Raw genomic sequence first — 19,015 nt, 5'->3', positions numbered from 1 at the left:
GTGAGTTGCGAATCGTCACCCGTTATGGATTCTATTATAGATAGACTTGATTATTATCTATAATTTTCCCGGAGACGGCATGAACTCGGTTCTCAACCCGACATCCCGCAACGTGCGGACGCTGGTCCGCCCTGCCGCGGTCGTGGCGATCGGCATTGCGCTGATCACCCTCTGCGCTAAGATCCATATCCCGTCCTGGCCGGTGCCCATGACGCTGCACACGCTCGCCGTCATGGCGATCGCGATCGCCGCCGGTCCGCGTCTCGCGACGGCGACCTTCTTCGGCTATCTCGCTGTCGGCGCCGCCGGCATGCCCGTCTTCTCGGATTCGCCGGAGCGCGGCATCGGCCTTGCCTACATGGTGGGGCCGACCGGCGGATATCTGCTCGGCTATCTGACGGCGAGCTGGGTCACCGGCGCGCTGGCCGAGGGGCGCAAGACGCTGGGCCGCACGCTCGCCATGCTCTCCGGCCTTGCCGTCACCTATGCCATCGGTCTGCCCTGGCTCGGCATGTTCGTGCCGGCCCGGGACATTCTGACGCTCGGCTTCACGCCGTTCATTCTCGGCGATCTGATCAATATCGCCATGGTCGCGCTCGGCGCTGCCATCGTGCCTGCCCGCTTTGTCGGGACGATCGGCCGATGATCGGGAGTGGCGGCACCGTGACGGTTTCCCCGCCTGCGACGCTGGCGGAGAAGCCCTGTCTGGCATGGACGGCGGAGGCGGCGGCGGAGCTCTTCGCCTTGCCGTTCCCGGAGCTGATGTTTCGGGCCCAGAGCCTGCATCGCCAGCATTTCGATCCGGCCGAGATCGAGCAGGCAAGCCTGCTCAGCATCAAGACCGGAGGATGTCCGGAGGATTGCGGCTATTGCTCGCAAAGTGCTCGCTACGACACCGGCGTCGCGGCGACGAAGCTGATGGAAGTCGAGCGCGTCGTCGCCGCGGCGCGGCGGGCAAAGGAGGGCGGCGCGACCCGGTTCTGCATGGGCGCGGCATGGCGGAGCCCCAAGGATCGCGACATGGACAAGGTATGCGCGATGATCGGCGGCGTCCGCGCCCTCGGGCTGGAGACCTGCGTGACGCTCGGCATGCTGACGCCGCACCAGGTCGGACGGCTGCGCGAAGCCGGGCTCGATTTCTACAACCACAACATCGATACCTCGCGCGAATTCTATCCCGAGATCATCACCACACGGACCATGGAAGACCGTCTCGAGACGCTGTCCCTGGTCCGTCAGGGCGGCATCCGGGTCTGCTCGGGTGGCATCGTCGGCATGGGCGAGACGATTGCCGACCGGATCGGCATGCTCGTCCTTCTTGCCAATCTGGATCCGCCGCCAGAAAGCGTTCCCATCAATATGTGGAGCGAGATCCGGGGAACGCCGGTGATGGACACGGGCGAGCGGGTCGACCCGATCGACTTCGTCCGGCTGGTGGCGCTGGCGCGCATCCTGATGCCGGAAAGCGTCGTGCGCCTGTCGGCGGGACGTCATGTCATGAGCGCTGAGACCCAGGCGCTCTGTTTCCTTGCCGGGGCCAATTCGATCTTCACCGGTGACATGCTGCTCACCACTGGCAACCCGCAACGCCAGCAGGATGCCGAGCTTCTGGCGAAGCTTGGCATGCGTGCTGCCGTTGTCCCGGCTCGCCCGGGTTGACTCCGCCTCGCATCGTCGTCACCGGCACCGATACCGGCGTGGGCAAGACGGTCTTCTCGGCCGGTCTCGTCGGGCTGCTGGCGGCGGATTACTGGAAGCCGGTGCAGGCGGGGCTCGACGGCGAGACGGATGGCGACGTGGTCGCCCGTCTCGCCGAGGCGGGCGCCGATCGCATCCATGCCGAGGCGTTCCGGCTGCAACTGCCAGCTTCGCCGCACCATGCCGCGGCGAGCGAAGGCATCTCGATCGTGCCTGCTGCCTTAAGGCCGCCGGCGACGCCCCGGCCGCTCGTCATCGAAGGCGCGGGCGGCGTCCTGGTGCCCCTGACCCCGACGGAGACCTTCGCCGACGTCTTTGCGCGCTGGCGCTTGCCGGTCGTGCTGTGCGCCCGAACGTCGCTTGGCACGATCAATCACACGCTGCTGTCGCTGGAGGCGCTTCGCCATCGCGCCGTTCCGCTTCTCGGCGTCGCGTTCGTTGGCGAGGCCGAGCCCGAGACGGAGCAGGCGATCGCCGGGATCGGTTGCGTCCGTATCCTCGGCCGGCTGCCCCGGCTTCCGCAGCTGTCGGCCGAGTCGCTGCGCCGATCGTTCCGCCAGGGCTTTGGCGCGAGCTTCGACGTGGCACCGGGCGGGGACGGAAGTGTGATGTTTCCGCAACTGTAGCTGCCGATGCGCCCCTGCATGGCTGCGTTGCGGGCCGCCATCACATACGCGCCGCATTCCCTCTGGTAGGAGGCGGGCCAAGGTCCGTGCGCTGCGCCTGACCGCTCCCGTCCATTTCCAAGGTTTCCGTTCCCGTGTCTTCCGTTCTATCGCGCCGGTCGTTCCTGACCGGCATGTCCCTTGTCGGCATTTCGGCGCTTGCCGCCTGCGCGCAAGTGCCGAAGCAGGCCGGCGTGGAGACGAGCCTCGCGCCGTTGGCGCCGGGGCTGTCTTCCGCCCCGGCGGCGGCCGAGCCGGTCGCTGCCGCCGCCGAGCCGGTTTCCGGTGGCAGCGACTATGCGCGGATGTATGCGGCCGTCACCGATGGCGACTTCAAGCTGCCGGCCATTCGCCACGACGCCGTGGATCCCAAATATCTGCGCCAACTGGTCGACGATCCGACCGGCGAGGCGCCCGGCACCCTCGTGGTCAACACCAAGGAAAAGCACCTCTATCTCGTGCTGAAGGACGGCAAGGCGATGCGCTACGGCGTGGGCCTCGGCCGCCAGGGCTATTCCTGGAAAGGCCGCGCGGTCGTGCAGTGGAAGCGGAAATGGCCGACCTGGACTCCGCCCTCCGCCATGATCGGCCGCAAGCCCGAGCTGGAGAAATGGCGCACCGGCATGCCGCCCGGGTTGCAGAACCCGCTCGGCGCCCGCGCCCTCTACATCTACAAGGACGGCGCCGATACGCTTTACCGTATCCATGGTTCGCCGGAATGGCGCACGATCGGCAAGTCGGCGTCTTCCGGCTGCGTGCGGATGTTCAACCAGGACGTCATCGATCTCTACGACCGGGTGCCGTCGAAGACGTCGCTGGTCGTGATCTGAAGCGGGAGCCGGCCGCGCCTCAGCGCTTGCAGTCGGTGGCGAACAGGAAGTTCTTCACCGACACGTCGCCCTTGATCACGAAGTCGAAGGCGCGGGGGCCCCAGAACACCACGTCCTTGGCGAGCTGCTTGGTGTAGTCGCTGTCCTTGCCGATGCGGCCGAGTTCGATCGGGCCATGCGTCGCACTGGTGCCGTCATCCAGCACGAGTGGCCGTTCGCAGGTGGTGAAGCTGAGCTGCACAAGCAGGATGGCGACGCCGATCACGCAGTAGAACACCGCCATACGAACGAGAAAGAACACCGCTGATAACCCCTGTGCGACGCAAAGTTTCGCCGAGCATAGACAAGAACGCCTGCCGCGCCAGAGCCGGTGCGGCGGTCGTCAGCTAGAACGGCAGGACGTCGTCTTCCGTTCCAAGCCGTGTCGGTTCTAAGTGGCGGCGATAGGCGACGATATCCGTCCGCTCGCCGGTATGAAGCCAGCCACCGCCCGGCGTCGGTCGGCCGCCAATCCCGATGGGGCTGCGATAGAGAATCAGGCGGCCCGAGCGCAACCGGACGTCGACCGTGCCGCTGTCGAAGGGGGCCGGGCCGCCGGGCCAGTCGATCCAGCCGTTCCCCGGCTGATCGCGGAAGATCTCCCATCGGCCGGTGAAGTCCACCTCTTCCAGCATCGATCGCTCTCGCCCGCCTCGTCGCATCTTTGATGCGGGTTTGCGCAGCGTCTGGCAATTCGGCTGGCGAGGATATTCCTGTCTCTCCCCCAACGAGAAGAGCGCCACGACCTTGCGGTCGCGACGCCCTACCTTTGTCGGTCCGGTTCGGGCCGGTCGAACTAGCCGCCGCGCAGCCAGACCAGCATTTCGCCGGGTTCGCGATTGTCCCAGGCATAGTAGGGAACGGCCTTGATCGGCACGGTCTCGGTCTGGGGCGGGGCGATCCGGTAGAGATCGCCGTTCCAGTCGCCCGTGGCATCCGCTTCCGCCTCGGCCGCCAGCGTCACGACGCCTTCGAGCAGGCCCGGCTCGAAATTGGCCGTGAAGCTCGATGCGGCGGGAACGCGGATGCGGTTCAGCGACAGCGGGTTGTCGATGCCTTCCAGGCAATAGACCAGCGGCCCGCGCTTCAGCGTGACGCGTCCGACGTCCTGGCGGACCTCCGGATGGGCATGCAGTTGCTCGACGGTGAGGTCGAGATCGAGCTGGACGGCGTCGCCGGCCTTCCACTCGCGCTCGATCCGCGCATAGCCGTCCTCGGTCACTCCCTTGAGATCGATCGGCGCGCCATTGACCGAAAGCGTCGCCTTGCGGCACCAGGCCGGGATCCGCAGGTTGAGCGCGAAACGGGTCGGCTTGTCGACATCGACGGTGATGCCGATCGCGCCGTCCCAGGGATAGCGGGTGTTCTGGGTCAGCTTGACCTCGGCACTGCCGATGTCGAGTGTCGCGGTCGAGTCGCAATAGAGGTGAACGGCGACTTCGCCCTCGGCCTGGCCGTACATGTAGGTGCCGATCGATGCGACCATGCGGCCGATATTCGGCGGGCAGCACGGGCAGCGGTGCCACTTCCAGCGATTGTGGCCGCCGCGGCTCTCGAGCGGGTTCTCGTAGAAGAACAGCGAACCGTCGAGCGACAGGCCGGAGATCGAGCCGTTGTAGAGCGCCAGTTCCATGGCGTCGGCATAGCGCGTGTTCGGGCCCATGCCTAGCATGCGGTTGGCCCAGAAGGCGAGGCCCACGGCGGCGCAGGTCTCGGCATAAGCCGTCTCGTTCGGCAGGTCGTAGTCCGAGGTGAAGCCCTCATTATCGGCCGACGGGCCGAGGCCGCCGGTGACATAGAGCCGCTTCGAGTTCAAATCGTCCCAGAGCCGATCGAGCGCCTTGCGCAGGTCGTCATCGCCATATTCCGTCGCGACATCGGCCATGCCGGCATAGAGATACATGGCGCGGACGGCGTGGCCGACGACCTTGTCCTGCTCGCGCACCGGCTTGTGCGCCTGGTTGTACTCGTAGTTCTTGAAGTGATACTCGGACGGATCGGCGCCCCGCGCCTTCGCCTCTTCGTCGAAATAGTGCGGCTGCTGGCCGCGCTGGTCGACCATGTACTTGGCGAGATCCATGTATTTGTGGTTGCCGGTGACGCGGGCGAGCTTGACCAGCGCCAGCTCCAGCTCCTCATGGCCGCAATAGCCCTTCCTCTGGCCTGGATTGGGGCCGAACACGGTGCCGATATGGTCGGCATAGCGCGACATGACGTCGAGCAGCTTGCGCTTGCCGGTCGCCTGGTAATAGGCGACGGCGCCCTCGATCAGATGGCCGGCGCAATAGAGTTCGTGGCAGTCGCGCAGATTGGTCCAGCGCTTGCCGGGCTCCATGCGCTGGTACCAGCTCGACAGGTAGCCGTCTTCCTGCTGCAGCTTTTCGAACATGTCGATCACCGCGTCGATCTTGGCCTCGAGCGCGGGATTGGGCTTGCGATAGACGCAATAGGCCGCCGTCTCGATCGTCTTGCCGAGATCGGAATCCCAGAACATCTGCATCGTCACTGTGCCGTTCGGGTGGAACGGGATACGCAGCGCCGGCACCGGCCGGTCCGGGTCGATCTGGTCGAGCATGCCCGCCTCGACGCAGCGCTGGTAGAGGATGTCGGCGGTCTTGTCGGCGACGGCGTCGACGCGCGCGCCCCAGAAGCCGCGGACTTCGACCTGGGGAACTGCGGGCGGACGAAAACGGGCGCGCGGCACGTCGTGGGCGGCGGATGGCAGGGCACTCATGGAAGACTCCTGTTCATTGGAAGCTTGAGTTCGGGGGGGCTACTTCACCGCGCCGGCCGTCAGGCCGCGGATGTAGTAGCGCTGCAGCAGCAGGAAGAGGATCAGGCAGGGGATCATCATCACGGTGACGCCCGCCTGCACGGCGCCCCAGTCGACGGCGCCGAAGCGGCCGGACTGCACGGCGGTCATCATGATCGGCAGGGTGAACTTGCCCTGGTCGGTCATCAGCACGAGGGCGGCGAGGAACTCGTTCCAGGTGTTGAGGAAGGCGAAGAGCCCCACCGTCACCACGCCGGGCCAGACCAGCGGCAACATCACCTTGGTCAGCAGCGCGAAATTGGTGGCGCCGTCGATGCGGGCGGCCTCCTCGATCTCCTTCGGCACCGCGTCGAAGGCGTTGCGCATCATGAAGATCGAGAACGGCATCTGCAGTGTCACATAGACGAGGATGAGCCCGGTCAGCGTGTTCTGCAGCCCGAGCCAGGAGAGGATCAGGAAGATCGGCGTCAGGATCGACTGGAACGGGATCATGATCGTCGACAGGATCAGGATGAAGAACAGGTTCTTGAACGGGAAGCGGAAGCGCGAGAAGCCATAGCCGGCCAGCAGGCTGATCACCGCCGTCAGCACGACGCTGGAACCGGCGACGAAGATGCTGTTCTGGGCCGAGTGCCAGAGCCCGGCGCCGAAGCTGTCGAGCGTCACATAATTTTCGAGCGAGAAGCCGGTGGTCGGCCAGGGCGGGATCGGTGGCAGCCGCGCCTCGGCCGGCGGCTTGAAGGTCGACAGGATCGCCCAGGCGATCGGCGCGATGAACAGGATCGAGAGGAACAGGCCGATGCCGTGCTCGCCGACGAGGCGGGCGGAAAGGCCGCCCTCGCCGTGCTTGGTCTTCGCCATGGAAGATGCCTTGGCCATCATGTGCCCTCCGGGTTACGCAGCAGCCGGAGCTGGATCAGGCTCAGCACGACGAGGATGACCAGCAGCACCATGGACAGCGCCGCGCCATAGCCGAGTTTGAACGAGACGAAGGACTGGTTGAAAATCCAGTACACCGCCGTGATCGTCGAATTGCGCGGGCCGCCGCGCAGCAGGATGTAGAACTGGTCGAAGGCGAGGATCGAGCCGGCGACCGAAAGGATCAGCGCAAGCGCCACGGTCCGGCGCATCAGCGGCAGGGTGATGGTGCGGAAGCGCTGCCAGGCATTGGCGCCGTCGATCTTGGCGGCTTCCTGCAATTCGGTCGGGATCGACTGCAATCCGGTCATCAGGATGACCATGGTGAAGCCGGCCACCTTCCACACCACCATGACGATGATCGACCAGAAGGCCGGGTTGAAGGTGGCGATCAGGTTGAACTTCTTTTCCGTCAGGCCGAGTTGCTGCGCCGCCGGGCTGAACAGGCCGCTATCGACATTGAGCAGCCAGGCCCAGAGCAGGCTGGCCGAGGCGAAGCCGACGACCACGGGCATGAAGAAGGCCGTGCGATAGACGCTCGCCATCGGCCGTGGCTTCTCGACGAAGAGCGCCAGTGGGAAGGCGACCGCGAAGATCGCGATGGTGACGATCACCGTATAGTAGAGCGTGAACTTGAGGGCGTTCCAGAAGCGCGTGTCCTTGGTGATCGCGAGGTAGTTGTCGAGCCCGATGAAGCGGTGCTGGCCCATCAGCGGCCAGTTGTGCAGCGACATCCAGGCGGTCATGCCGAGCGGGATCACGAAGAACACCGTCACCAGGAGGATGGCCGGGGCGATGTAGAGGAGGCCGACCCAGTGGCTGCGGTCGACTTTCGCGCGTCGGCGGACGGGCTGGGAGGGCATGGCGCCCGCCTTGGCCGTGATCGAGGACATGGATATTTCCTTCGCGAGCGAGGCTGGCGGACGGCGGAGGCGCAACCGCGCCCCCGCCGATCGAGTGGCCTTACTGGCCGGTGCCGGCGTCGATGATGCCCTGCATCGTTTCCTGCGCATTGGCGAGCGCGCCATCGACGTCGTCGCCGAAGAACACTTCGTTGACCATCTGGGCCCAGGGGCCGTTGGCGCTGTTGATGATGTCGTTGAAGACGACGCTGTACGGGGTCCGGCCCTTGGCCATCGCCTCGGCCGCGACCTGGTAGCGCGGATCTAGATCCTTCAGCGCTTCCTTGGCGAGGTCGCCACGGACGGGAAGGCTGCCGCGGCTGGCGAGCAGCGTCTGGCCCTCGAGCGAATAGGCGTAATCAAGGAATTCCTTCAGCACGGCCAGCTTCGGAGTGCCCTTGGTGACGACGAAATTGTCACCGCCGGCGAAGGACGACGAGCCGCCGTCCTTGCCTGGCAGGAAGGTCACGCCGTAGTCGATGTCCTTGTACTGGGTGTTGAGCGCGCCGATGGCAAAGGCGCCGGACGGCGCGATGCCGATATTGCCCGCGGCGAAGGCGGCGAAGAAGTTGGCGCCGCTATCGGTCTTGGCGCCTTCGGGGACCAGGCCCTTGTCGACCATGCCGCGATAGAGCGCGATGGCGTCGCGCATCTGCGGCGTGTCGAGCGTCGCCTTCGAGCCATCCTCGCTCAGGATGTCGCCGCCCGAAGCCCAGATCAGCGGGGTGAAGGTGAAGATGTTGCAGCCGCCGCAGGCGCCGGAGAAGTAGAAGCCCTTGATGTCGCCGCCGAGCCCGGCGACCTTCTCGGCATCCGCCGCGATCTCGGCGAAGTTGGTCGGACCCTTATCGGGATCGAGGCCGGCCTGCTTGAACAGCTTCTTGTTCCAGATCAGCACGGAGCTGTCGGCCGAGAAGGGCAGTCCGTAGATCCTGTCCTTGTAGGTGCCGGTCTTCACATGCGCCGGTGACAGATCCTTGAAATAGGGCAGTGATTTCGCCCAGTCGGTGATGTCCTCGAGCTGGCCGGCGGCGGCGAAGGCCGGCGTGTAGATCAGGTCGAGCGAAAGGCCGTCCGGCGCGGTGCCGCCCGCCGCCGAGGTCGCGTATTTCTGGACCAGTTCGGCGTTGGGGATGATGTCGAGCTTGATCTGGTTCTCGTGGCTCTTGTTGAAGGCCTCGACGATCTGCGGCATGAAATTGGAGCCGTCGGCACGGACCCAGATATTGGCGGTTTCGGCCGCCGAGGCGAGCGCCGTCATCGAAAGCAGCGTGGCGGTTGCCGCCAGCAGGCTTGTCAGTCTTTTCATGGTCTTCCCTCCCTGTATGTCCGATCCAGGCTCCTCCCGGGACCGTGACAGGTAACCCTAGTCGCCCGGCGGACGACCGCATGACTGACGCACCACCAACCGGCACGGCAGTTTTCGGATGCCCGGCTCGACGGGCTTTCCGTCGACGAGCGAAAGCAAGGTGAGGCCGGCCTCGCGGCCGAGCGCCGTCAGATTCATGTCGACCGTGGTGAGCGGCGGGCGCGTGGCCGCGGCGACAATCTCCCAATTGTCGAAGCCGATGACGCCGACATCGTCGGGCACGCGCAGTCCGCGCTCGCGCAGCGCATCGACGACGCCGCGCGCGATCTGGTCGTTGCCGCAGAAGACGGCGTCGGGCTTCTCGCCCGCTGCGTCGAAGAGTTGCGCCACCGCCTGGTGGCCCCAGCCTTCCGACCAGGGCCCCATCAGCACGCGCGGCGGCGCCATGCCCCGTTCGGCCAGGACGGCCCGATAGGCGCCGGCGCGCTGGTGCACGACCTCGAAGGTCTCCGGCCCCGTGACATGCACGATACGCCGGCGGCCCAGCGCCACGAAATGCTCGACGGCGAGGCGGGCCCCGCCGGCATCGTCGGAGACAAAGGCGATGGAGTTCGGGTCGGGTTCGGTGAAGGCATAGATCACCGGGATGCCGAGATTGGACAGGTCGACCGGCAGGTGGCGGTCGAGCCGCTTGCCCGAGGCGATGATGCCGTCGACGCGCTTTTCAAGCATGGCGTCGACATGCATCTGGCCGAGGCGCGGGTCGTCCTCGACATTGCACAGGAAGACCGAGACGCCATTGTCGAGCAGCGCTTCGGAAACACCGGCCATCACCGGCAGAGAGAAGCGGCCATAGGTGTCGTTGGTGAGCAGGCCGACGGTGAAGCTGCGCCGGCGCAGCAGGCTCTGGGCAAGGCCGTTGGGGCGGAAGCCGAGCTGCAGCGCCACGCTGCGGATGCGGGTCCGCGTCTCGACGGTCATGCGGCCCTGGTCATTCAGCGCCTTGGAGGCGGTGGCGACGCTGACGCCGGCCGTCTCGGCGACGTCGCGCAACGTCACAGGCCGCCTGCGGGCGGGCTGAATCACGTTGTCGCTGCCGTCGCTCATGCCGTTGTTCCTCACCCTGGCCATCCGTTCGAGCAGTGGCCTGTTCTTTAGAGAAAAGGTTTTCTCAACCGGGGAAGAAAAAGGGCGGACGGGATTGTCCCGCCGCCCGGGCCTATTGAGAAAACCTTTTCTCAGTCAAGGCTAGCACAGTTTTCTCGTCGCGCAAGCCGGTCGAGGGCAAGTTGCAGAGAAAGTTTGAGGAGACGTGTCGCGGGGGAGAGAGCCTTCCGGGGCCCGCCGCCGGTTCGCGTCCGGGGAACGGCGCCTCAGGCCGACACCCAGAGATCCGCCGTCCAGCGATAGAGAAACAACGACAGTTCTGTGCCGAAGAAGACGATCGCCGAGTTCCAGGCGATGGCGATTCCGGTCAGCACCCAGCCAAGGATCACGGCCAGCCCGTCGCGCTCGATCAGCCCGAAGGCGAAGACGATGACGGCGAGAGAGGGAAGCTGGTTGCCGAGCGGGATCGGCAGCAGGATCATCACGGCGTGCACGAAGATCGGCACGGCCAGGATGGAATAGGCCAGCCGTCCCGAAAGAAAGGAATAGCGCGGCCGCAGCATCCATTCGACGCGCTTGAACCAGGGCGCGATCCAGGCGCCGCCGCTCACCACCGGCCCCCTGGGGAGACTGCGGCGGCGCAGCCATTGCGGCAGCAGCAGCCGGTCGGCCCCGGTCATGATCTGCAGCGCGAGGATGGCGAGCGCCGTGCCGAAGACGAAGCCGGTCGGCAGGCCGGGGATCGGGATGAAGGAGGGGAGGGCCAGCATCAGGATGGTCAGGCCGAGCCCGGCTTCGCCAAGCGCGTCCACCATGTCGCCGAGGCTCACCCGGTCCTTCGTCAGGACCGAGCCGAGATCGGCCAGAATCGCCGAGGCGGAGCGGGTGCGGAAGAACGCCGCCGTGGTTTCCTCGGGGGGCTGATCTCGAAGCAAGCGGCGGAGTCCCTTTGCGATGGATCGAGGCTCGCATATGGGGTGCCGGCGACGCCGCGCCACCCCAGACGTACCGAACAAACAGCGCGTGCACCCTCGGCAAATTGCCGCTTAAATCCCTATTCTCGTCATCTTTCCTCCTATAGCTCAGGCGGGCGCATGACGCGCTTCGTAGCCTAGCCGGAGATCTGCTTGTTCAGCGTCGCCTCCTTCCATCGCCAGACCGCTTTTGTCGACATGCGTCGCGCCGGCCTGGCTGCGCATCTGCGCCTGGCTGTCGCCACGCTGCTGCTCGCCGTCATGACGGTCGGGGCGGCATGGGCCCAGCCGGACAACCCGCAGAAGCAGATCGATACCTGGAACGCCACGCTGGAGCGGATCGATCTCGCCATTGATCAGCCGGGGGTGACCGATGCCGATTTCCGCCGCTACAAGCAGGACGCGACGGACATCGTGCTGGCGGCCAATGCATTTGCCGACACACTGACGCCCAAGGTCGAGGCCGCGACGACGCAGTTCGAACAGCTGAAGCCGACGGAGACGACCGAGGCGGCGGAATCGGCCGCTGCCAAGGCGAACCGGGCGCAGGCGCAGCAACAGCTGGCGGATCTGACCGGCTTCCAGAAACAGGCGCTTGCCGTCGCCACGCATGGTTCCTACACGCTTTCGCAGATCAGCGAGCGTCGGCGCAATCGCTTCACCGCGGCGTTGCTCGAGCGCAATTCCAGCCTGATCGACCCCGGTCTGTGGGGCGATGCCGCCACGGATGTGCCCGCGATCGCGAGCCGCTCCGGCTCGATCGCGGATGAATGGGCCAGCGTCGTCGTCAAGCGCGGCGACCGCTCGGTGATCGCGATCTTCGCCAGCCTTCTGGCACTAATCGTCCTGGTGCTGGTGCCGGGCCGCCGGTTCCTGCTTTCCAGGCTGCGCCGGCCAACCGCCGACCAGCAACCGACCATGCGAACCAGGGTGATGTCCGCCGCCGCGATCGTCGCGGTCAACGCCTTCCTGCCGCTGGTGGTGCTGACCGGCGTGCAGTCGATCCTGAAGGCGCTGGATCTGATGCCCTATCGCATCGATCTGGTGTGGACGGGCGGGACGGCGGCGATCGTATTCTTCTCGCTCGCCTTTGGCGTGTCGCGGGCGCTGCTGGCGCCGACGCGCGCGTCCTGGCGTCTGGTACCGGTGGAGGATGCCGTCGCCATCCGCGCTTTCCGCTTCTCGGTGGCGATCGCCGCGCTGGAAGCACTTGTGATCGTCCATCAGAGTCTCGCCAAGGTGACGCTGGCATCGCTGCAGTTCGTCATCGCGCTGGACGGCATGCTGTCGATCATCATAGCGATCCTCGTCATCGGCATGGTTCGCACGCTGACCCGGCGCAACGATTCCGAGGAGGAGGAAGCTGACGATCCGGCCGACGAGGATTACGGCCTGGGTCGGATCGCGCTCATGGTCGCGGGCCTGGTAGCCGGTGTCGCGATCCTCGCCAACCTGATGGGCTATGTCGCGCTGGGACGTTTCCTGACGACGCAGGTGGTCTGGGTCACGGTCGTCATTTCGCTGCTCTATCTGCTGCTAAAGGTCACGGACGAACTGACCGCGGCCTCCTTCCGGCGCGACGGCGTCGTCGGCAGCCGCCTGATCTCCTCGGTGGGCTTCGCGCCGCGTTCGGTGACGCAGGCCGGCGTGCTCGCCAATGGCGTGGCGCATCTGGTGCTGATCGGTTTCGCCTGTCTGGCCATCGTGGCGCAGTGGGGCGTGGATTCATCGGGGCTGTTCGAGACGATCCGGCAGCTCTTCTTCGGCTTCAAGATCGGGTCCATCACCATCTCGCTGTCGACGCTGATGGCGGGTATCGCCGTCTTCGTCGTCGGCCTGCTGGTCACGCGCTCGCTTCAGAGCTGGCTCGACACGCGCTTCCTGCCGACCACACGGCTCGATTCGGGCCTGCGCAACTCGATCCGCACCACCTTCGGCTATGTCGGCATGATCTGCGCGGCGACGCTGGCCTTCGGCTATGCTGGCCTGGATCTCTCCAACATCGCGATCGTCGCGGGTGCGCTCTCCGTCGGTATCGGTCTCGGACTGCAGGCGATCGTCAACAATTTCGTCTCGGGGCTGATCCTGCTGGCCGAGCGGCCGATCCGCGCCGGCGACTGGATCACGGTCGGGGCGGAGGAGGGAACGGTCAAGCGCATCAACGTGCGCGCCACCGAGATCGAGACGTTCGATCGCGCCACCGTCATTGTGCCGAATTCGAGCCTGATCACCGGCGTCGTCAAGAACATGGTGCTGCGCGACCGGTCGGGCCGCATCATCATGCCGGTCACGGTCAGCAAGCTGTCCGATGCGGAGGTGGTGAAGACCATCCTGCTCGAAGCCGCCAGGGACCACGCGCTGGTGCTGCGCTATCCCGAGCCGATCGTCCTGTTCCTGAATTTCGGCGAGAAGGCGCTCGATTTCGAGCTGCGCTGCTACCTTGCGGATATCGCGACCGGCGCGACCGTTCGTTCGGAGCTGCGGTTCGCCATCCTCCGCCGGTTGAAGGAAGCGGGGGTGGCTCTGCCAGGCTGAGCCGCCTGCCTCTCCTGCCGTCGCTCGTAGTTCGTTAGCGTTTCTTGACTATGTCGATGTCTCCGCTTTCCTTACCCCCCGAGGCTGCTCCATGAACCCTTTCCTCCGGCGCATGCCGCCGCTGCTTGCCGCTCTGACCGCCGCCGCCGTCCTCGCCGGCTGCTCGGAAACGGTCGTCGATACGACGCCGAAATCGCCGGTCTTCTACAACCGGATCGATTCCGCCGGCGCCACCGTCGATCCGCAGGCCGCAGCCAGCCTCATCACGGGATACCGCATGAACAAGGGCCTCGGCCCCGTCACGGTCGATCCGCTTCTGAACAAGATGGCGGCCGATCAGGCGCGCGCCATGGCCAAGGCCGACAAGGTCAATCATGACGTCGGCGGCAGCTTCCAGCGCCGTCTCGCCGCTTCCGGCTTCGATGCGGGCATCGCGGCTGAGAATGTCGGCGCGGGCTACCGCACCCTGGCCGAAGCTTTTTCGGGATGGCGCGATTCGCCCCACCACAACGCCAACATGCTGAAGCCGGGCGTGACCCGGATCGGGATCGGCACGGCCTACGCGCCGAAGAGCAAGTACAAGGTCTACTGGTCGCTCGTGCTGGCCAAGCCCTATGAGCGCCCGGCCGTCATCGGCGGCGGACCGCTGCCGGCCGATGGCAGCACGGTCGTCTCGATCGGCGGCGCGGTCGTCAACCGCTAGCCGGGGCGACGAGCAGCGTCTCCAGGGCCAGGGCGGCCTTGGAGCGGTAGCGCTCCTTGTGCCAGACCATGCTGAAAGCGCGCGGCGTCATCTCGAAGGCGACGCGCGCCAGCTTGCCGGCCGCGATAGGCGGGCTGGCGACCAACTCGGATACCACGGTCGCGTGATCTCCGACTTCGACGGCGGCCCGGACTGCTTCGTTGCTGGGCAATTCCAGCTCGACCTTCAGCGTCTCGGGCAGGATGCCGCGCGCGGTCAGCGCCGCCTCGAACACTGAGCGCGTGCCGGAGCCGCGCTCGCGCATCACCCAGCGTGTGGCAGCGATCTCCGCCGCGCCGACCTCGGTTGCCATCGTCAGGGGATGGCCGGGGGCGGCGACCAGGATCAGCCGGTCCTCGCCAACCGCCCGGGTCGCCAGCGCGGGATCGTCGATCTCGCCCTCGATGAAGCCGATTTCCGCGAGACCTTCATGCACCGCATGACGCACGGTTTCGGTGTTGCCGGTGGCGAGATGGATACCGATCGCGGGATAGGCGGCGCGGAAGCGGACGAGCGCCGCTGGCAGCCAGTAGCTGGCGATCGTCTGGCTCGCCTGGATTTCCAGCGTGCCGCGCATCAGCCCGCCCAGTTCCGCCAGCGCCAGTTCGGCCGCCTGGGCGCGGGCCAGCGTCGCCTGCGCCTCGACGAGGAAGACACGCCCCGCCTCGGTCAGTTCGATCCGCCGGCCCACCCGGTCGAACAGGCGCGTGTCGTAGCGCGCTTCCAGCGCATGGATGGCGGAGCTTACCGCTGACGGCGTCAACCGCAGCGCCTCGGCGGCGCGCGTCAGATGCTCGCGCTCGGCGACGGCGATAAAAATTCTAAGCTGGTCGAGGGTCATGAGAATGTTTGTTCGATTGGATCGAATGAACAGTATTATATTTCGAAATGGATTGCATGATTAGCCGGCTGCATCTTCCCGGCATGTCCTTCGCGCTCCGCTCCTTCCCCGCTCGTCTGCACCCCCTGGCTCCGGGACTGGCCCTTACCGCTGCCGTGGCGGTCGCGGCCCTCCTGGTCGAGCATGCCGAAGCCGCCTTCTTCGGCCGCGCCTGGCTGGATGGCGTCGTACTAGCGATCCTGATCGGCGTGGCTGTGCGCTCCGTTTGGCGGCCTGGCGGGCGCTTCCTGCCCGGCGTCGTGTTCAGCGCGCGCACGCTGCTGGAACTGGCGGTCATGCTGCTCGGCGCCTCGATCAGCGCCGCCGCCGTCGCCGCGCAGGGCCTGACCCTCCTTATCGGCGTCGCGCTGGTGGTCACCTGCGCCATTCTGGTCAGCTATGGCATCGGCCGGATGATGGGGCTAGATCGCGGCATGGCGATTCTGATCGCCTGCGGCAACTCGATCTGTGGCAACTCCGCCATCGCCGCCGCGGCGCCCGTGATCCATGCCGATGGCGAGGACGTCGCCTCGGCCATCGCCTTCACGGCGGTGCTCGGCGTGGTGGTGGTGCTGACGCTGCCACTGCTGATATCCGTGTTCGGCCTGTCCGTGACGCAGTACGGCGTATTCGCCGGGCTCACCGTCTATGCCGTGCCGCAGGTGCTGGCCGCGACGGCGCCGGTCGCCGCCGCCAGCGTGCAGATGGGCACGCTGGTCAAGCTGCTGCGCGTGCTGATGCTGGGGCCGGTCGTGCTGGTGCTGTCGCTGCTGCAAAGCCGGATCGACGGCGCGGAGATCGCGACCGGCCGCCCCAATCTCCGCCACATGGTGCCCTGGTTCATCCTCGGCTTCATCGGGCTCGGCATGCTGCGTTCCGCCGGCCTGATCCCCGATTGGGTCGTCGGCTACACGGCCCCGCTCGCGAGCTTCCTGACGGTGCTCGCCATGGCGGCGCTGGGCCTTGGCGTCGACGTCCGTTCCGTGGCGCGGGCCGGCCTGCGGGTCACGGCAACGGTCGTACTGTCGCTCGCGGCGCTGGGCATCATCAGCCTGGTGGCGATCCGGTGGATGGGGATCGCCTGAGCCCCGCCTTCAGCGCCCCGGCTTTCCTGCGCGCGGTGCGGACGAGGCGGCGGGCGAGGGCGCGCAGGTTCAGTTCCAGCCGCGCCAGCGCCAGTCCGATCTCGTAGCGGAGACCGCCGCCCTTCGGCCCGATGACGAGCGTGCCGATCTCCAGCCGGTCCGGCCAGATCGGGTCGACCATGGGATGGTCGGGAATGGCAATTGAATCGATCTGGTCGATGGCCGGATCCGCCAGGAGGGCGACGGACGCTTCCAGCATGATGTGGACACCGGGCGAGAAGCGCGCATAGGCCTCGTCATAGGCGATCTTCCAGGTCACGGCGCTGCGGCCGGCCGTGAAGCTGACCAGCATCGCCACGGCGCGACCGTCGAGCCGGATCGCGTGGATCCTCGCATCGCCTCCGGCGACGGCGGCTTTGGCAAACGCCTTCTCTGGCTCGCGGAGCATGAGCGCCGTGCCGCGCCGGCCCTTCCAGCCGCTCGCCTCCAGCGCGAAGAAATCCTCCAGCGCGGCAGCGAGACGGTCCCGATCCGAGACGTGCTCGACGGTGAGCGTTCCCAATTCCCCGAGGCGGCGAAGCTGGCGCGCCAGTTCTCTCCGTTTCTTGGCCGAGATCGCCTGCTGGAAGCGCGCGGGATCGGAATCCGTGCGCTTCAACATCGCGCGGCGGTGCGCGCCGAGCACGGCGATCGGCCGGCCCGTGATCTCGGCCTGGTGTCGCAATGCGTCGGCGACGGGGCCGGCCAGCGGCAGATAGGGGAATTCGAGAATGCGTTGTCCCGGCTTCCCGCCATCCATCGCGGCGATCAGGCCGGCCGCCGCGGCGTCGATCGCACCGGCGTCGAGAAGCGGGGTGCCGAGCGGCCCATGGGGATGCACCCAGATCGACATGGCGGGGATCAGCCGGCCGAGAGGGGTGGAGCGGACCGGCGCCAGGGCGATGACGTCGCCGCTGGCATCGGCAATGGCGGCGATCGTCACCGTGGGGTCGCCGAGATGCTTTTGCGCCGCGCCGAGAATGCCGGCGCTAAAGAAGGGATTGTCCTCGGCCGGGCGGGCGACCGGCCCCATCGCCGAAGTCGGCGCTTCCGCGACCGACGGGGTCGTCACGGCTGGCTCTCCGAGCGCGGCGTCAGGCGGATGGTGCCGTGCGACCCCAGCACATGCAGGATCGAGCAGCGCAGTCTCAGCCGCCAGCGTACCGCCAGATACACGGCCAGCGTTTCCAGGCAGAGCGCCAAAGAGGTGGCGATCGCCGCGCCCTCCAATCCGAAATGCGGGATCAGCGTGTAGTTGAGGACGAGGTTGACCAGGAACGTCCCCGCATAGACGGCGGCGCAGATCCGCTGTTCGCCCGCCATGGTCAGGATGCTTTCCGCCGGGCCGATCGAGGCGCGCACCAGCAGTCCGGCGGCGAAGATGAAGATCAGCGGGAAGCCGGAGACGAAACTGGCGCCGAACATCGACAGCAGGAAGCGGCCGCAGAGCAGCAGAACGAGAACGGCGACGACCGAAGGCCAGAACGTCCAGTGCAGCGAATCCCGCACCGTCGCCTCGAAGCGGACGCGGTCGCCGGACGAATAATATTGCGAGAAGCGCTGCATGGTGGCGGCGCGGACGGCGAAATAGACGAAGTGGACCAGCGCCAGCGTCTTCACCGTGGCGAAATAGACGGCGACCTCTTCCGGCGGGCGCAACTGGCCGACGATCAGGATGTCGACATTGGTCAAGAGGTTGAAGAAGCCCTCGACCAGGAAGATCGGGAAGGCGACCGCGATCCAGGTAAAGGAGCGGTAGTGGCGGACGCCGGGCGTCACGACCTTTTGCGTGCGATAGGCGAGTGCGCCCATCTGCAGCAGGCTTGTCAGGTAGGTGGCGAGGATCGCCGTCGTCATCGCCGTGGTGGCGTCCGGGACCGCGCCCATCTCCAGCGCCAGATAGGTGAAGAGGATGATCAGGACGGGACGGATGATGAAGGTTGGCCAGAGTGCGAGGTCGGCCCAGTTGAAGCCGCGCGCCAGGCCATCCTGGATCTCGCCGATGGCCAGCATCGGGATGCAGATCGCCGCGAGATAGAGCGGCATGACGTAGTAGCCGGCGATGCTGTCGCGGAACAGGAAGATGCCGATGAGGCCGATGGCAGCGATCAGCGTCGCCGTGGCGAGGCCATGCACGCGGCTGCCGATCAGGATGCCGCGCAACAGCGCCAGTTCGTTGCGGGCGGCATATTCCGGCACGAAGCGCACCACCGCGGTCTGGATGCCAAGGCAGGCAAGGCCGCCGATGATCACGGCGCCGACCCAGACGACGACGTAAACGCCATACTCGAATTCGCCCATCCAGCGCGCCAGCAGCACCTGGCTCGCATAGGCGATGACGGCGGACAGGATGCGGATGGTGAAGGCGGTCAGGGCCATGCGCTGGGCGACAGCGCGATCATCGCGGCCGGCGACGATGCTGTCGGCGATCGCGGCCATGCGGACCAGACGGGCGCGCAGCCCAGCCGGCGCGAGGCGCTCTACCATGCCGACGAAGGAAACACGCACCCGGCGGAACT

18 protein-coding genes are annotated in these 19,015 nt (G+C 66.5%); 7 read left to right on the top strand and 11 right to left on the bottom strand.

Translation table 11 applies throughout. From position 1 onward, the window contains the following. Positions 1–79 precede the first annotated feature (79 nt). The 4 genes from OSH10_RS08685 (at position 80) to OSH10_RS08670 (ending at position 3,193) form a co-directional block, all read left to right on the top strand. Positions 80–646, top strand: a complete 567-nt coding sequence (locus OSH10_RS08685; RefSeq protein ID WP_266331321.1) for a biotin transporter BioY — start codon at positions 80–82, stop codon at positions 644–646. After that, positions 643–1,659, top strand: coding sequence for a biotin synthase BioB (gene bioB / locus OSH10_RS08680; RefSeq protein ID WP_407660692.1), 1,017 nt, complete (start codon positions 643–645; stop codon positions 1,657–1,659). The genes OSH10_RS08685 and bioB overlap by 4 nt, the downstream gene beginning before the upstream one ends. Beyond that, positions 1,656–2,324: a dethiobiotin synthase gene (bioD, locus tag OSH10_RS08675; protein WP_266331320.1), complete on the top strand. Its 669-nt coding sequence runs from the start codon at positions 1,656–1,658 to the stop codon at positions 2,322–2,324. The genes bioB and bioD overlap by 4 nt, the downstream gene beginning before the upstream one ends. 134 nt (positions 2,325–2,458) lie before the next feature. Continuing rightward, a complete protein-coding gene (locus OSH10_RS08670) occupies positions 2,459–3,193 on the top strand; it encodes a L,D-transpeptidase (protein ID WP_456077680.1) in 735 nt (244 codons plus the stop codon). Positions 3,194–3,212: 19 nt separating this feature from the next. On the opposite strand, the gene OSH10_RS08665 is transcribed toward OSH10_RS08670, so the two are convergent. From OSH10_RS08665 to OSH10_RS08630, 8 genes are all read right to left on the bottom strand, one after another. Continuing rightward, entirely contained in the window at positions 3,213–3,494 is a 282-nt protein-coding gene (locus OSH10_RS08665; protein ID WP_266331319.1) for a hypothetical protein, read from the bottom strand. An 85-nt stretch (positions 3,495–3,579) separates the two neighbouring features. After that, entirely contained in the window at positions 3,580–3,867 is a 288-nt protein-coding gene (locus OSH10_RS08660) for a hypothetical protein (protein ID WP_266331318.1), read from the bottom strand. A 161-nt stretch (positions 3,868–4,028) separates the two neighbouring features. Then, positions 4,029–5,966 (bottom strand): glycoside hydrolase family 127 protein, encoded by a 1,938-nt coding sequence (locus tag OSH10_RS08655; RefSeq protein ID WP_266331317.1) that lies wholly within the window; start codon positions 5,964–5,966, stop codon positions 4,029–4,031. 39 nt (positions 5,967–6,005) lie between these two features. Next, positions 6,006–6,866: a carbohydrate ABC transporter permease gene (locus tag OSH10_RS08650; RefSeq protein ID WP_266331770.1), complete on the bottom strand. Its 861-nt coding sequence runs from the start codon at positions 6,864–6,866 to the stop codon at positions 6,006–6,008. 17 nt (positions 6,867–6,883) lie between these two features. Continuing rightward, positions 6,884–7,816 (bottom strand): carbohydrate ABC transporter permease, encoded by a 933-nt coding sequence (locus OSH10_RS08645; RefSeq protein WP_266331316.1) that lies wholly within the window; start codon positions 7,814–7,816, stop codon positions 6,884–6,886. A 70-nt stretch (positions 7,817–7,886) separates the two neighbouring features. Then, a complete protein-coding gene (locus tag OSH10_RS08640; protein WP_407660701.1) occupies positions 7,887–9,086 on the bottom strand; it encodes an ABC transporter substrate-binding protein in 1,200 nt (399 codons plus the stop codon). 105 nt (positions 9,087–9,191) lie between these two features. Beyond that, positions 9,192–10,241 (bottom strand): LacI family DNA-binding transcriptional regulator, encoded by a 1,050-nt coding sequence (locus OSH10_RS08635; protein ID WP_266331314.1) that lies wholly within the window; start codon positions 10,239–10,241, stop codon positions 9,192–9,194. Positions 10,242–10,507: 266 nt separating this feature from the next. Next, entirely contained in the window at positions 10,508–11,176 is a 669-nt protein-coding gene (locus OSH10_RS08630; RefSeq protein WP_266331313.1) for an exopolysaccharide biosynthesis protein, read from the bottom strand. Positions 11,177–11,368: 192 nt separating this feature from the next. On the opposite strand from OSH10_RS08630, the gene OSH10_RS08625 reads away from it, so the two are divergent. Together OSH10_RS08625 and OSH10_RS08620 are read left to right on the top strand one after the other, a co-directional pair. Further along, positions 11,369–13,750 (top strand): DUF3772 domain-containing protein, encoded by a 2,382-nt coding sequence (locus OSH10_RS08625; RefSeq protein WP_266331312.1) that lies wholly within the window; start codon positions 11,369–11,371, stop codon positions 13,748–13,750. A gap of 91 nt (positions 13,751–13,841) precedes the next feature. Further along, positions 13,842–14,453 (top strand): CAP domain-containing protein, encoded by a 612-nt coding sequence (locus tag OSH10_RS08620; protein ID WP_266331311.1) that lies wholly within the window; start codon positions 13,842–13,844, stop codon positions 14,451–14,453. Here OSH10_RS08620 and OSH10_RS08615 read toward each other — a convergent pair. Then, entirely contained in the window at positions 14,443–15,333 is an 891-nt protein-coding gene (locus OSH10_RS08615; RefSeq protein ID WP_266331309.1) for a LysR family transcriptional regulator, read from the bottom strand. The genes OSH10_RS08620 and OSH10_RS08615 overlap by 11 nt on opposite strands. An 83-nt stretch (positions 15,334–15,416) precedes the next feature. Here OSH10_RS08615 and OSH10_RS08610 point away from each other — a divergent pair, with 83 nt between their 5' ends. Beyond that, positions 15,417–16,457, top strand: coding sequence for a YeiH family protein (locus tag OSH10_RS08610; RefSeq protein ID WP_266331769.1), 1,041 nt, complete (start codon positions 15,417–15,419; stop codon positions 16,455–16,457). Here the strand turns inward: OSH10_RS08610 and OSH10_RS08605 are convergent. Together OSH10_RS08605 and OSH10_RS08600 are read right to left on the bottom strand one after the other, a co-directional pair. Further along, positions 16,420–17,568 carry a GNAT family N-acetyltransferase gene (locus OSH10_RS08605; RefSeq protein ID WP_266331308.1) on the bottom strand — a complete coding sequence of 383 codons (1,149 nt, stop codon included), beginning with the start codon at positions 17,566–17,568 and terminating at the stop codon, positions 16,420–16,422. The genes OSH10_RS08610 and OSH10_RS08605 overlap by 38 nt on opposite strands. Further along, positions 17,565–19,004 carry a lipopolysaccharide biosynthesis protein gene (locus tag OSH10_RS08600; RefSeq protein WP_266331307.1) on the bottom strand — a complete coding sequence of 480 codons (1,440 nt, stop codon included), beginning with the start codon at positions 19,002–19,004 and terminating at the stop codon, positions 17,565–17,567. Before OSH10_RS08600 ends, OSH10_RS08605 begins: the two co-directional genes overlap by 4 nt. Positions 19,005–19,015: the final 11 nt, after the last annotated feature.

Origin of the sequence: Kaistia defluvii, assembly GCF_026343955.1 — a bacterium.
GTDB lineage: Bacteria > Pseudomonadota > Alphaproteobacteria > Rhizobiales > Kaistiaceae > Kaistia > Kaistia defluvii.
This window is presented reverse-complemented; position numbering and strand designations above follow the sequence as displayed.